Raw genomic sequence first — 14,694 nt, 5'->3', positions numbered from 1 at the left:
AGAAGAGAAAGCTTTGTCGAAAGGAGCCGCGAAAGCGGCTCCTTTCGCTGTCAGAAAGAAATAGAATATTTCTCCGCCAGATAAGGGTGTTCGGTGTTCTGTTTGAAATAATTTAAGATTTGATCCATAAAGGCCTGTTCCGGCTCGTTTAACACCCAGTCCTTCTGGCGTACCACCAGATTTAAGCGCTTCATGGCTGGGGAGAGAGGGTAGTAGGCAATGTGGTTGCGGTTGACAGAGCAGGACTCGGATATAAATGCGACACCGGCATTCTGGGCGACCATACTGCGTGTGGCGGAAATGTTGTTGGTCTCACACACAGCAACAGGCTCAAATCCGCAGGCATCGAAAAACTGGTCGCCGATCATGCGCAGGGAGGCCCCCTTTTTGGATAATAAAAGGTTGTCTCCTGTAAAGTTTGCTTTTACTTCCTCAGCGGTGATCGGAGTTCCGGACGGATGCGTCAGCGCATACGGGTGAAACATGGATATGGCAAGGAATACTTCTTCCTCGCGAAGTACCTGCACAAGGCTGCCGTAGGGAACAGTGCTTACGTCAGAGGCCAGGCCAACATCCAGAGTGCCTTCAGTCAGTGCCTTTTTGAAGGCCGGCAGACTGGTTTCTGTAATTTCAATGATGATTCCCGGATACTGTTCCCGGAATAACGGGATGATCTCAGTCAGCATGCGAAGTCCCCAGTTGGAAGTGACTCCGACACGGATACGGCCTTTCTGGCTCAGTGCCGCAATGTTCTGATACAGATCCTTCTGGATCTTAACGACCTTCTGGGCAGCTTCTACATACAGCACACCGGCAGGCGTCAGGCTCAACTCACCTTTGGACCGGATAAAAAGAGGTGTGCCGAGTTCCTGCTCCAGCCTGGAAAGATACTGGCTCAGGGAGGACTGAGAGACAAACAAGTCTTCTGCCGCTTTCGTCATATTGTGCCGGTTGGCAATGGCCAGAATATAGTTTAAGTATTTGACATCCAAAAGAAAACCTCCATTTGTGCGTATTACAATTCATGAGCTGCTTCTTATTATACTCTAAATGAGAAAGAAAGTAAAAGCTTTCACAGGATAAGCTCTCCCCAGTATTCCTGGGACAGCCGGATGAAACAGTCTGCTGCAGCTGAGAGGTAGCTTCCCTTTTTCCGGCTGGCACAGATGTTCCAGACCGGATGTGAGGGAAAGGAAAAGTAGGAGACATGCTCAAAAACATGCGGATGGCTGCTGGCAGCAAAGTAGCTTGGAACAACGCTGCAGCAGATCCCGGCAGACACCATTTCCAGTGTTGTGGCAGAACGCTGTGCGAAAAACAGGGTTTCCGGATAAAAGCCGTATATCCGGAATGCCTGGCAGATCACTTCATACATGGTAGATTCTTTATACATCATGGCAAAAGGTTCATAGCGGACCAGATTGGGATCCAGCTCCGGATAGGGACTTTTCACAGTTGGGACAGCCTTGTTACAGGCTGGATGCAGACTGGGAATGGCAAGAAGGATTTCTTCCTGTGCCAGAGGAATATAAAGATCCTCCGTCTGCTGTTCTTCTGAAAGTGTCAGGATCCCGAGATCCAGCTTGCCGGTACGGATCATCTGCTGCTGGGCGCGTACATTGGCCTCGTAGATATTGATGGTCACTTCCGGAAACTGTTTGTGAAAGGCCGGATAAATATGGGTGAAGGTTGTGGTTCCATGTTCGGAAGTAACACCAATACTTAAATTTCCTTTCTGGGAGTCGGACAGATCCTGAAGCCTGCGGTCGGTTTCCTGGCGGATCTGCAGGATCTGGCGGGCAGAGCTTAAGTAGATCTGACCGGCTTTGGTGGGAGACCAGCCGCTTCGGGAACGCTCAAAAAGCGGAAGACCGATCTCATGCTCCAGATTGCTGACCTGCTGGGTCAGTGCGGATGGGGTGATAAAAAGTCTTTGCGCGGCGCGAGCCAGCTTCCCTTCTTCTGCAAGGGTAACGATATATTCGATTTCTTTTAAATTCATACGGAGCTCCTCTGATCCGGGCTGATACGGATTTCGTGATGTTTTTAGTATAACATTTAGAAAAACTAAAGGAAAGGCAAAAAAGTTTAAATTTACTTTTAAAATGGACGCTGATATAGTAAATAGAGAGAATCAGATATCAGAAATCATGATGAATACAGGAGGTAATATCATATGGGACCAGTAAAAGGCGGAAGTCTCTCAAATCTGTTGAAGGATATTTCAATCCCCAAAATGTTCCGGGCGGAGCAGAGCTTTAAGAAAGACCGGATTGAGCCGGAGCAGATTCCCGGAGTTGTGAGGGAACAGCTTTCCAGACCGGAAATCAGCTCCAGGATCCAGCCGGGAATGAATATCGCGATCACGGCCGGAAGCCGGGGCATTGCCAATGTAAATGTGATTACCCGTGCGATCGTTGATTGTGTGAAAGAAAAGGGTGCATATCCGTTTATCGTTCCGGCTATGGGAAGCCATGGCGGAGCAAAGGCAGAGAGCCAGAAAGAGCTTCTTGCCGGTTACGGAATTACAGAAGAGGCCATGGGATGCCCGATCAGATCTTCCATGGAAACGGTGCTTCTGGGATATTCTGAGTATGGGAAACCGGTTTATCAGGATAAAAATGCGCATGAGGCCGACGGAATCATTGTTTCCTGCCGGATCAAGCCTCACAATGCTTTCCGTGGACCTTATGAGAGTGGTGTCTGCAAGATGATGGTAGTCGGACTTGGCAAGCAGAAGGGCGCAGAAAGCGTCCACAGTGACGGGCTCGGAAATATGGCGCGGAATCTTCCGGCAAATGCGAAGGTAGTAGTGGAAAATTCCAATATTTTGTTCGCAATTCCCTGTGTCGAGAATGCCTACGACGAGACTGCGCTGATTGAGGCAATTCCAACGGAAAAAATCTTTGAGCGGGAGCCTGAGCTTCTGAAAATCGCATTTTCCAATATGCCAAGCCTCCTGGTAAAAGAGGCGGATGTACTGGTTGTTAATGAAATCGGAAAGAATTTCAGCGGAACCGGCGTGGACCCGAACATTTCCGGTACCTGGTCTACGGAATTCGGAAAAGGCGGTCTGAAGGTGAAACGGACCTGCTTTCTGGACCTGCGGGACAGTTCTCACGGAAATGCAAATGGAATGGGACTGGCAGATGTGATTACAAAGAGGATTTTTGATAAACTCGATCTGGATGTGATCTATACGAATTGCTTTACCAGCACGGTTTTGCGCTCCGGTATGATGCCTCCGGTTGTTTATGACGATAAAGAAGCCATCCAGGCATGCATCCGCACCGCAAACCAGATTGACCGGGAGCATGCACGGATCGTCCGGATCAAGAATACGCTTCATATCGGCGAGATCATGCTTTCGGAGGCGTACTATGAGGATGTAAAAAACGGAAGATATCCGGGGGTTACTGCACTGGATGAGCCACAGGAACTGGAATTTGATGAGCAGGGAGCGCTGCTGACTCAGATCTGATCGGATTTCAATAATAAAGAAAATGTGAAAAATGCCCAAAAGCCTCGAGAAATCGAGGCTTTTTGCGGTGAAAAGTATTGAAAAACCGACTTTTATTATATATAATAAGTTCGGTGAGTCTCTGACTGCAGAGCCAAAACGATCGTGAACAGGAGGTCTCTTGCCTTAATAAAAACAGGAGGACGACTTAATATAAGTAAGAATATTCAAAATATAATTAATTTTACTTACCGTACTAAATGAGATACAATCTCAATTGCGAGCCCAATAAGATTTTGCACGAACTGCTATTAGGAAAAATAATTGCAGCAATCATTTATAAATATTGGACAGATTCCTCAGAAACTTTTATCATTAGGATATAACAATGAACAAAGAAAAATTGCATGGGAGCTATTTTTTTTACATCCTGCGTTAAAAAATTGCATGAAACAGAGAAACGGATGACAGAAAAATGTTAAGCTCCGGCAAGAGGAGGAAAAAATATGAACAAAGGTACCCCTACAGTAACCGAGATGCAGGTTATTCCGGTAGCAGGCTATGACAGCATGCTGATGACCTTAAGCGGATGCCACGCACCGTACTTTACCAGAAACCTGGTTATCTTAAAGGACAGTGCAGGTCACACCGGTATTGGTGAGATCCACGGCGGCGACTATACCTGCGACGCGTTAAAGAGCTGCATTCCGCTTGTTGTCGGCCAGCAGGTCGGCAAATACCGCGCAATCCTGGACAGCATCCACAAAGCTTCCAAGAGAGCAAAGGAGGATGACGGTGAGGGTATCCAGAGCCTGGATATCAGTAAGCTGAAATTCGTCGTAAAAGCAGAGTGGGCGATTGAGTGTGCGCTGCTTGACTTACTGGGCCAGTACTTAGACCTGCCGATGTGCGAGCTGTTAGGCGACGGCAAGCAGAGAGACCAGGTTGAGACCCTTGGCTATCTGTTCTATGTCAGCGACAAGAACAAAGCAAAGGAGCTGAACTACTTAGATGAGAGCGACAGCTCTGACCCATGGTTCAAGCTTCGTCGTCAGGAAATGCTGACACCGGAGCGCATCGTGGAGCAGGCGCAGGTTCTTCATGAGAAGTACGGCTTCCGCAACTTCAAATTAAAGGGCGGTGTGCTGAAGGGCTCTGAGGAGATGGAAGCAATCCGCGCACTGAAAAAAGCATTCCCGAACGGACGTATCAACATCGACCCGAACGGCGCATGGAGCCTGGCAGAGGCCATTGAGCTGTGCAAGCCGATGGAAGGCGTTCTTACATATATCGAGGATCCGTGTGGTCCGGAGTCCGGATTCAGCAGCCGTGAGATCATGGCTGAGTTCAAGAACAAGGTAAACCTGCCGGTAGCTACCAACATGATCGCAACCGACTGGAGACAGTTCTATCATGCAGCAGCATTGAAGTCTGTGGACATCGTGCTTGCAGATCCGCACTTCTGGGGATTCGGAGGAAGCGTCCGCATGGCTCAGATCTTAAATGACTGGGGCCTGACCTGGGGCAGCCACTCCAACAACCACTTTGATATCACCCTGACTGCATTCGCTCATGTGGCAGCAGCAGCACCGGGCAACCCGACCGCGCTGGATACCCACTGGATCTGGCAGGATGGTCAGAACCTCTTAAACGATACTCCGCAGATCGTAGACGGATATCTGCAGGTTCCGAAGAAGCCGGGCCTTGGCGTTACCATCAATATGGACCGCGTCATGGAGGCAAACAAGCTGTACAACTCCCTGCCGACTCACGACCGTGACGACGCAATGGCTATGCAGTATTTAATCCCGAACTGGAAGTTCGATTCCAAGAAACCGGCACTGGTACGGTAAGAAAATCCCGAAACGGGATTGAAACTGCCGGCACTGCCTGAAACGGGCAGTGCCGGTTCTGAGGTTGGCTCAATCCCGAAAGGGTTTGGCGGTAGGCTATAAACAAAAAGAAAAGGAGATGAAGGGTATGTTCTTCAAAAAGTATGGGGACATTGTCGTAGGTGTGTTTTTCATGGTATTATCCGCATGCCTCATCGCAATGGCACAGATGCTTCCGAAATCCAAGGTTATGGAGATCGGACCGGATTTCATGCCGATGGTAATTGGTGTTGTAACCTTTATCCTGGCAGCAATCCTGACATTCTTAAACATTAAAAACTTCAAGATGCGTGCAAAAGAACTGGAGGGAACTGAGGTTCCGGAATGCGATTACAAGCGTGTGTTTTCCAGTATTATCCTGGTTCTGATCTACGTATTCGCTCTGCAGCCGGTTGGATTCATTCTTTCCACTCTGGTATTCTTAATGCTGCAGATGCTGGTTCTGTCTCCGGATGACGAGCGTGACAAAAAACACATCATCATTCTGGCAGTGATCGATATCATTTTCACTATGGTAGTATTCTTCCTGTTCCGTTACGGATTCAAGATCGTACTGCCGGCTGGTATCTTTACCATTACTTTATAAGGAGGACGTAAGAATATGCAGGCATTAGGATATTTAGGTAGTGCATTTGTAAGTATTTTAAATCCGGCGTCCATCCTTCTGATGATCGCTGGCGTAGCAATTGGTATTGTATTTGGTTCCATCCCGGGACTGTCTGCTTCCATGGCAGTAGCGCTGATGCTGCCGTTAACTTTCAGCATGACACCTTCCTTGGGTATGAACACTCTGGTAGCAGTTTATATCGGCGGTATTTCCGGTGGTCTGATCTCCGCAATCCTGCTGAACATGCCTGGTACCGCATCTTCCATCGCAACCTGTTTCGATGGACACCCGATGGCAAAAAATGGTGAGGCAATGAAAGCCCTTGGCGTAGGTATTGTATTCTCTGCACTGGGTTCCATTTTCTCTTTCATTATCTTAACCTTCTGTGCACCGCTTCTTGCAGACGTTGCACTGAAATTCACCCCGGCTGAGAACTTTGGTATCTGCTTCTTCGCTTTAACGATGGTAGCAATCCTCTCCTCCGGTAACATGATCCGCGGCTTACTGGCTGGTCTGTTCGGCCTGATGTTCACCTTAATCGGTATGGCTCCGATTGATGGTACTCCGCGTTTCACCTTTGGCAATGCCAGCCTGATGGCAGGTTTCGATACTCTTCCGACCCTGATCGGTATCTTCGCAATCGCAGATATCCTGTGCACTGCAGAGAGCATGAAGGGCGGCAAGCTTGACACCATCCCGATCAAGAAGGTAAAAGGCTTCGGCTTCACCATGCAGGAGTTCATTTCCTGGCTGCCGAACTTCCTTCGTTCTTCCTTAATCGGTACCGGTATCGGTATCCTTCCGGGTATCGGCGGTTCTACTTCCGGTATGCTGTCTTATGTAACTGCTAAGAACATGTCCAAGCATCCGGAGGAGTTTGGTAAAGGTAATCCGGAAGGTATCGTAGCAACCGAGTCTGCAAACAATGCAACCATCGGTGGTGCAATGATCCCGCTTCTGGTACTTGGTATCCCGGGTGATGGCGTTACCGCTATGATGTTAGGCGGCTTCCTGATTCACGGCCTGTCTGCTGGTCCGCTGCTGTTCGTTAAGAACGCAGACGTTGTATACGGAATCTTCGCTGCATGTATCGTATGTACCCTGATCATGCTGGTTGTTGAGTGGACCTGTATCAAGGGCTTTGTACAGGTATTGAAAGTTCCGAAACACATCCTGCTTCCGCTGATCCTGGTTCTGTGCTGTGTCGGTGCATACGCAACCAACAACCGTATCTTCGATGTACAGTCCATCCTGATCTTCGGTATTGTAGGTTATGTTTATCACAAGTTCAGCCTGCCGACTACTCCGTTCGTACTGTGCTTCCTGATCGGTGAGATGCTGGAGACCTACTTAAGACGTGGTATCATGCAGTACAAGTCCTTTGGTGCATTCTTTGCAAGACCGATCTTCGATGTATTCTTCTTTATCGCAATCGGCGTTCTGGTATGGACTGTAACCAAGGAGTTAAAGGCTTACAAAGCGAAGAAACAGGCAGCATAAAACAGGCTGGATCTGATGTAATGTATGACTATGATATATGCCCCGCCCTGTATGGGCGGGTATATATAAAGGGAAAAACAGGGTGACAAACACCCGGAAAGAAGGAGAACGTATTATTATGAAGAAAAAACTTTTTGCAGCAGCAATGGCAGGAACCATGGTATTAAGCCTCGCAGCATGTGGCGGCAGCAAGCCGGCTGAGACCACCGCAGCTCCGGCAGCAGAGGAGAAGACCGAGGCAGCAGCTGAGGGCGAGACCAAGGCAGAGGCAGCAGCAAGCGAGAGCGGTTCCACATGGGAGCCGAGCACCACTGTTTCTATCGTAGTTCCGGCAGGTGCAGGCGGAAACACCGACCTTTCTGCTCGTGTATTTGCTCAGTACGCAAAAGAGCTGACCGGTCATGATTTCATCGTTGTTAATGCAAGTGGTGCAGCAGGTTCTGTAGCAGCAAACCAGGTTCTGGCAGCAGCAGCTGACGGACATACCTTCCTGTATGGTCACAACCTTGTAAACGTTGCTAACATCGCTGGTGTTACCGATTACAACTACACTGCATTCAAACTGGGCCCGACCTTCGCAAAGGATCCGGCACAGCAGTTATATGTAAACTCTGAGAAATATGCAGATCTGAACGCATTCATCGAGGCAGCTAAGGCAGCACCGGGACAGTTAAAGGCTTGTACCGAGGTTGGTGCTTACACCTACTACGAGCTGCTTGCTTTCGAGAAAGCTGCAGACATCGATCTTGACCTTGTTGACGTAGGTTCTAACTCTGATAAGATCGCAGCTATGCTGTCTGGTCAGGTTGACTTAATGCCGGGCGCATACATCAACTGTAAAGATTATCTGACCGCTGGCCAGTTCACCTGCCTGGGTGCTCCGACCGAGGAGAGATATGACCTCATCAAAGATATCCCGACTCTGAAAGAGCAGGGTGTAGATCTGGTATATCCGGACTGCGACTTCTCCTTCTACTTCCCGGCAGATACCTCTGATGATGTAATCGCTTACTACGAGGACCTTGTACAGCAGATCCTTGCAGATCCGGCTGCAGCAGAGGCAGTTGCTAACGTAGATATGATGCCGTACTACTTAAACGCAGAGGATTCTGCTAAGAACGACGAGCAGATCTACAACACCATCAAAGAGATTGCTGACAGCCTTGAGCAGTAATCTTTGAGAACGTGAAAACTCAGAAATAAAAATGGGCCGTGTTTCCGAAAGGGAACACGGCCCATTTTTGTTATAGGAAAATGGAAATTCATCTGTTTTGCTGTTCCGCGTTTTTTAAGAGCAGGAGGATCAGGTCCCGGACCGGGCCGGTCAGAATATTGCTTTTGGGATAGGCAATCACAATCTGGAAGGTGACCGGAGTGCGAAGGGAAAACAGCTGGCATCCGCTTACCTGGCTGCTGACGGAGCGGGGCAGGAAGGCAGCCCCTTTGTTGTTGGCTACCATATTCGCGGAAGCGTGAATGTCACTGATCTCGCACAAAATATCAGGCGCATATGGCAGACTGGACAGAATATTGTGTTCCAGGCTTCGGAAGAAGCTGTTATGCTGGTTGAGAATGAAAGGGAAGGCTGACAGCTGGGAGAGATCTACGCCATTTTGGAGAAAGTCCGGGATGGCCGGATGTGATTCAGGCAGGGCCAGCATCAGTTCTTCTTCCCGGAGAGGGATAAATTCCAGCATGCTGTGGGCGGCTTCCCCTGTGGCGGCTACTGCCAGATCTGCCATGCCATTGGAAAGATAATCCTTGGCAATGGTGGCATTGCCGTCAATGGTACTGATCAGGGTGTGCGGATGCAGCTTCCGGAATTCCGGGAGAATATCCATGGAAAAGTCCGGCAGCAGGATATTATTATAAATAAAAGTAATCTGTCGCCGGCCGGACTGGGAAAGCTTGCGAATATCATCCAGGGCATGTTCATGGATGTTCTGGATGGAGCGTGCTCCATTGACATAGATTTTTCCGGCATCGGTCAGGCGCATTTCATTGTGCTCCCGCACGAAAAGCTTTGCGTCCAGCCGGTCTTCCAGACGTTTCAGCTGACGGCTTAAGGCGGGCTGGGAGATCAGAAGACGGTCCGCGGCACGGGATATGGAGCGTTCTTCGGCAATCGCGATGATATAATCCAGGGTTTGAAATGTCATGGTAATATTCCTTTCTTATTCCGTATGGAATTCGTTCCAGATAGCACGGGCGGCCTCGTTGAAATCCGGGGTGTAGTAGGGATCGCCTATGTCATTGAGCATCATCAGGTAAATGAAGTACCGTTCACTTTCGGTCAGTACGGTCCCTTTTTTCAGAATGATGCACAGGTCCAGAAAAACGCGGGGGGACAGGGAAAGGTATGCAATATCCGGGTCATTCAGCCGTGTGAGGGAGCGGGGCTGAAATCCGATTCCGGAACCGCCGCGAACCATGTTCTGTACAACGGTATTGTTGCCGCTTTCATAGACAACAGTAGGCGTAAATCCGGCCTGAGCAAAAATATAATCCGATATTTTTCGTATGCTGGTGCCGGGGGTCATGAGGATAAACGGAGAGTCTGAGAGCTCCAGGGGTTCTGCCTGCGGTAGTCTTTTGGTGGGATCTCCGTGCGTGTCTGTGCAGCGAAGCGCCAGTGGGTGGAATGACGGAACGACAATGACAACTTCCTCACGAAACAGGGTAATGTAATCGAATTCCGGGGATTCCGTATCAAAACAGGTACCGAGGGAAAAGGAACAGGTGCCGTCGAGAACCATTTTTCTCAGATGGCTCATGTAGCCATCCATCAGACGCAGACGAACATGCGGGTACCTTGAAGAAAAGCGGGAGAAAATCTTGGAAGCAATTTCGGAACCGCGCAGCGGAGTAACCCCAATGCGGATTTCGACAGGAGCAGCGGTACCAAGCTGCCGGATGGACTGAAGCGTGCGCTCCTGGGTGGCCAGAATCCGTCTGGCGGCATCCAGATAGATGCGTCCGGCCGGTGTCAGAAGCAGTTTCTTTTTGTCACGGATGAACAGGTCCATGCCAAGTTCCTGTTCCAGGTCAGATAGAAAGACGCTTAAGGTGGGCTGCGAAATTCCCAGGCGTTTCCCGGCACCGGACAGGGTCTGGCATTCTGCCAGGGCGATGATATAGGACATATTCTTAATCTGCACAGTGGGTCTCCTTTTCCTTTATTTCTTTTCTGAGAATATCTCATAATTTCCAAAATGTCAATAAAGTATAGTTTTTTGTAATATTATATATAGCGAAAGATGGATTGTGCATTCTATAACGAAATGGTACAATTTCTCCATAATCAAGAGAGATAAAAGAAGATACAGCTGTGCCCTGTAAGGCCAATGATCATGAACAGCGCCAGCAGTCTATCTTTTTTTATCAGAAAATGTAATGAGGGAGAAATTGAGATGAATGTACAGATGATGATGGCATTATGTATCCTGGTCTTTATGGTTGTCATGCTTCTGACCCATAAGCTGCCGTATGGCGTTACAGCAATGATCTGCTGTGTTTTGTTTGTGTTTACCGGAGTGTTAGATTTAAAAACGGCCTTTTCCGGCCTTTCCAGCAGTACCACGCTGATGATCGCACCGATGATCGTTGTGGCAAGTGCCCTTGGAAAAACGAGTTTGATCCACCGTCTCAGAGGCGTGATGGGCAAACTGCAGGGCAAGAGCGGCCTGCTTCTGATTGCGGGCATGTGTGGAATGACCATTCTTCTGTCTCAGTTAATGGGTCAGGTTGCATGTATTTCCGTTATGCTCCTGTTCATCCAGACCTTTGATGAGGATAGTGAGTATGCTCCGTCCAGACTGTTATTCCTGGTTGCAACCATCAACTGCCTTGCAACTTCCAAGTTCCCGATCGGTATGGGCGCAACCATGCCGGGAACCATTACTTCCTATTATCAGGGACTGGTTGGCCCGGAGGATTATCTGTGTATTACCGATTTCTTCAAAGCTGGTATTCTTCCGCTGATCGTAGGAACCATTTACTGTGTTCTGTGCTACCGCCTGATTCCGAACGGTTCCTTTGACAAGACTCAGGTAAAAGATGTAAAAGACGCAGCGCCGATCTCTAAAAAAGATGAGTACATGATCTTCGGCGTATTTGCCGTGATCATGCTGGGCTTCATGTTCACCAACCAGCTGGGAAGCGATATTACCAACGTTATCCCGTCTGCCGGACTTCTGGTTCTGATCGTATTTGGCGTACTGGAAATTCCGGAGGTTATGAAGACCCTGACCTGTGATATGGTATGGATGGTTGCCGGAATGAGCGTTGTTTCCACCGCACTCTCCAAAACCGGTGTCGGTGAGCTGATCGGTCAGACCGTTCTGAACATTCTTGGCGGACATCCGAGCGGACTGTTTGTAAGTATTGTATTCTGTGTTGCATGCGCACTGATGACCAACTTCATGTCCAACATGGGAACCATGGCCCTGATGAGCCCGATTGCGGCATCCACTGCACTGGCAGGCGGTATGAACGTAAAGGCGGTAGTTCTTTGCTGCTGCGTATCCGCATGGCTGGCATTTGTTATGCCGACCGGCTGCTCCGGTACCATGATGGCATTTGGTATCGGCAACCAGAATCCGATGAAGACATTGAAATTTACACTGCCGCTTCTGGCACTGACTCTGGTGGCACTGATCATTGGAATCAATATTTTCTTCCCAATTTATGGTTAAGGAATAGTTACAGATATGGCAAAATGAACGAGGAGAATGAACTATGAAAGCAATTTTTAACCCGGGTACCAGCAAAAAAGCGCTGACCCTGATGGATAACATCGTGTATTCCACAGTGAAAGATCTGGAAGGCAATCCGCTGGAGCTGAAACTTTCCGTGCTGCTCCAGAACGGAAACAGCGAGATGCGTGCTGCTGTCGGTGAGGATGATCCGAAAGAGGATCACACCCCAAAGCCTGCGCTGGTATGGATTCCGGGCGGTGGCTGGAAGGGCTGCGATAAAAACCTGATGCTGGGAGAGATGACAGAGTTCGCAAATGCCGGTTATGTAGTTGTGTCTATCTACTACCGCAGCAGTGCCGAGGGGCATTATCCGGACCAGCTGATCGATGTGAAGACCGCAATCCGCTTTGTCCGTGCCCATGCGGCAGAATTTGAGATTGATCCGGACCGGATTGGAATCTTTGGACGTTCTGCCGGCGGACATCTGGCTGCAGCGGCAGCTATGAACCAGGACGGCTTTGACAGCGAGGAGTGCAGCGGTTATTCTTCCAAGGTTCAGGCCTGCTGTGACATGTTCGGACCGGTGGATATTCCGGCGCTGATGGAAGTGGAGGAAAAGAAATTTTCCGATCCGAACTTCCGCTGGCATAAGGTAGAGGAGACCCATGGCGGCTGCCTGTTGGGCGGAGACCCGGCGACCATGAAAGAGCGTGGAGCAATGGCAAGTCCGGTGAATATGGTGAATCCGGGTATGTGCCCGATCCAGATCCTTCACGGCGACAATGATCCGCTTGTGCCGGTTGAGGACAGCAGTGAGCGTCTGTATCAGAAAATTGTGGATGCAGGCATGGAAGATAAGGTGGATTACTATGTGATTCCGGGCGCAGGCCATGGAACCAGAGAGTTCTTCCAGGATGCTACCAAGGAGCTGCAGATAGCATTCTTTGATCGGTATCTGAAATAAAACTGTTCGTTAATTAACAACCCCATATGTTTTGAAATCCATACAGAAAACGGCTTGAATTCCACGGATTTAAGCCGTTTTTTCGTGCATTCCGGGTATAGGAAATCTGCACATTGTATGAAATTCAAAAATACTCGTTGGCTTTTTAACTTAACTTGTATACAGAATACAGCAGGTGTAAAATAAAGCCGTAGTTGAGAAAATGTTGAATATAAAAGAACAAAAAGGGAGAGTAAGCTATGGCAGTACATGTAATTAATGAAGCAAACCGTTGTCTGAATTGCAAGAAACCGATGTGTATGCAGGGATGTCCGATCCATACCCCGATCCCTATGATGATCAAGGCATTTAAGGAAGGAAATTTAAACGAGGCGGGGGAGATGCTCTTTGAGAACAATCCCATGTCCATGATCTGTTCCCTGGTCTGCAATCATGAGAACCAGTGTGAAGGTCATTGCGTGCTGGGCCGTAAGGGCGAGCCGGTTCACATCAGCAGCATTGAGAATTATGTTTCCGATACTTATTTTGATAAAATGCAGATTCCGTGTCAGCCGAAGAATGGCAAGAAAGTTGCCGTCATTGGCGCGGGTCCTGCTGGTATTACCATCGCCATCCTGCTGGCGAAGAAGGGCTATGGCGTGACCATCTTTGATTCCAGAGATAAGATCGGCGGCGTGCTGCAGTACGGCATTCCGGCGTTCCGCCTGCCGAAGTCCATTCTGGAGCGTTATAAGCTGAAGCTTCGAGAGATCGGCATTAAGATCCGCCCAAATACCACCATTGGTGGGGCGCTGGAAATCAAGGATCTGTTCCGGGATGGCTATCAGAGCATCTTCATTGGAACCGGTGTGTGGAGACCGAAGACCCTGGGCATTAAGGGTGAGTCTCTTGGTAATGTCCATTTCGCAATCGACTATCTGGCAAACCCGGATTCCTATGATCTGGGCAATACCGTGGCCATTATTGGCATGGGCAACTCCGCAATGGATGTGGCAAGAACAGCCCTGCGCAAAGGCAGCCGTCATGTAACTCTGTACGCAAGAGGGCTGACCAGCAATGCAAGTGATCATGAGACAACCTATGCGAAGTTAGACGGAGCCCAGCTGGAATTTGGCTGGCAGCCGGTGGAAATCAACGACGATGGTCCGGTATTCAAAAAGATCCTGTTCGATGAGGAAGGCAATCAGACCGGTTACGACAAGACCCCGGTTCAGGTGAAGGCCGACAGCGTCATCATTTCCATTAGCCAGGGCCCGAAGAGCAAGCTGGTCAACACAACCGAGGGTTTAAAGGCTTCGGCGAACGGTCTTCTGGTAACCAACAGCTTTGGCGAGACGACTCATCCGGGCATTTTTGCGGCAGGCGATGTGGTATTAGGAGCCAAGACGGTTGTGCAGGCAACAGCTTACGCAAAGATGGTGGCAGATGCCATGGATAAGTATATGCGCGGCGAGTTGAAAGAAGAGGAAAGCGAAGCAGCAAAAACAGAAGCATAACAGCAGGAAATGCGGAGATTGCGGGAAATAACAGAAATACGCAAAAGGATGCAGGCAGTTGAGGCATGAATGAGAGAA

At 49.1% G+C, this 14,694-nt stretch carries 12 protein-coding genes; 8 read left to right on the top strand and 4 right to left on the bottom strand.

Going from position 1 to position 14,694, the window contains the following annotated elements:
* Window positions 1-50: 50 nt before the first annotated feature.
* Window positions 51-992 (bottom strand): LysR family transcriptional regulator, encoded by a 942-nt coding sequence (locus WMO41_RS07665; protein WP_349229251.1) that lies wholly within the window; start codon window positions 990-992, stop codon window positions 51-53.
* Between the two features lie 80 nt (window positions 993-1,072).
* The gene (locus tag WMO41_RS07660; RefSeq protein ID WP_349229250.1) at window positions 1,073-2,002 is read right to left on the bottom strand and encodes a LysR family transcriptional regulator; all 930 of its coding nucleotides are present in this window, start codon (window positions 2,000-2,002) and stop codon (window positions 1,073-1,075) included.
* Between the two features lie 174 nt (window positions 2,003-2,176).
* On the opposite strand from WMO41_RS07660, the gene WMO41_RS07655 reads away from it, so the two are divergent.
* From WMO41_RS07655 to WMO41_RS07635, 5 genes are all read left to right on the top strand, one after another.
* Window positions 2,177-3,481 carry a nickel pincer cofactor-dependent isomerase, group 22 gene (locus tag WMO41_RS07655; RefSeq protein WP_349229249.1) on the top strand — a complete coding sequence of 435 codons (1,305 nt, stop codon included), beginning with the start codon at window positions 2,177-2,179 and terminating at the stop codon, window positions 3,479-3,481.
* 485 nt (window positions 3,482-3,966) lie between these two features.
* Complete coding sequence (locus tag WMO41_RS07650) at window positions 3,967-5,313, top strand: enolase C-terminal domain-like protein (protein WP_349229248.1); 1,347 nt, start codon at window positions 3,967-3,969, stop codon at window positions 5,311-5,313.
* 127 nt (window positions 5,314-5,440) lie between these two features.
* Window positions 5,441-5,938 (top strand): tripartite tricarboxylate transporter TctB family protein, encoded by a 498-nt coding sequence (locus WMO41_RS07645; RefSeq protein WP_177291574.1) that lies wholly within the window; start codon window positions 5,441-5,443, stop codon window positions 5,936-5,938.
* Window positions 5,939-5,953: 15 nt separating this feature from the next.
* Complete coding sequence (locus WMO41_RS07640; RefSeq protein ID WP_349229247.1) at window positions 5,954-7,459, top strand: tripartite tricarboxylate transporter permease; 1,506 nt, start codon at window positions 5,954-5,956, stop codon at window positions 7,457-7,459.
* A 118-nt stretch (window positions 7,460-7,577) separates the two neighbouring features.
* A complete protein-coding gene (locus WMO41_RS07635; RefSeq protein ID WP_349229246.1) occupies window positions 7,578-8,633 on the top strand; it encodes a tripartite tricarboxylate transporter substrate-binding protein in 1,056 nt (351 codons plus the stop codon).
* A gap of 88 nt (window positions 8,634-8,721) precedes the next feature.
* Here WMO41_RS07635 and WMO41_RS07630 read toward each other — a convergent pair whose 3' ends face one another.
* Together WMO41_RS07630 and WMO41_RS07625 are read right to left on the bottom strand one after the other, a co-directional pair.
* On the bottom strand, window positions 8,722-9,618 hold the full coding sequence (locus tag WMO41_RS07630; protein ID WP_349229245.1) for a LysR family transcriptional regulator: 897 nt from the start codon (window positions 9,616-9,618) through the stop codon (window positions 8,722-8,724).
* 15 nt (window positions 9,619-9,633) lie between these two features.
* Window positions 9,634-10,617, bottom strand: coding sequence for a LysR family transcriptional regulator (locus WMO41_RS07625; RefSeq protein ID WP_349229244.1), 984 nt, complete (start codon window positions 10,615-10,617; stop codon window positions 9,634-9,636).
* Between the two features lie 252 nt (window positions 10,618-10,869).
* Between WMO41_RS07625 and WMO41_RS07620 the strand changes: the two genes are divergently transcribed.
* From WMO41_RS07620 to WMO41_RS07610, 3 genes are all read left to right on the top strand, one after another.
* Window positions 10,870-12,153 carry an SLC13 family permease gene (locus WMO41_RS07620; RefSeq protein WP_349229243.1) on the top strand — a complete coding sequence of 428 codons (1,284 nt, stop codon included), beginning with the start codon at window positions 10,870-10,872 and terminating at the stop codon, window positions 12,151-12,153.
* 43 nt (window positions 12,154-12,196) lie between these two features.
* On the top strand, window positions 12,197-13,120 hold the full coding sequence (locus WMO41_RS07615) for an alpha/beta hydrolase fold domain-containing protein (RefSeq protein WP_349229242.1): 924 nt from the start codon (window positions 12,197-12,199) through the stop codon (window positions 13,118-13,120).
* Between the two features lie 239 nt (window positions 13,121-13,359).
* Entirely contained in the window at window positions 13,360-14,616 is a 1,257-nt protein-coding gene (locus tag WMO41_RS07610) for an NAD(P)-dependent oxidoreductase (RefSeq protein WP_349229241.1), read from the top strand.
* Window positions 14,617-14,694: the final 78 nt, after the last annotated feature.

It is taken from the genome of Ventrimonas faecis (genome assembly GCF_040096075.1).
In the GTDB taxonomy this organism is placed as follows: Bacteria; Bacillota; Clostridia; order Lachnospirales; family Lachnospiraceae; genus Brotaphodocola; species Brotaphodocola faecis.
The sequence above is the reverse complement of the archived record's forward strand: the minus strand, read 5'-3'. Positions and strand labels throughout refer to the sequence as shown.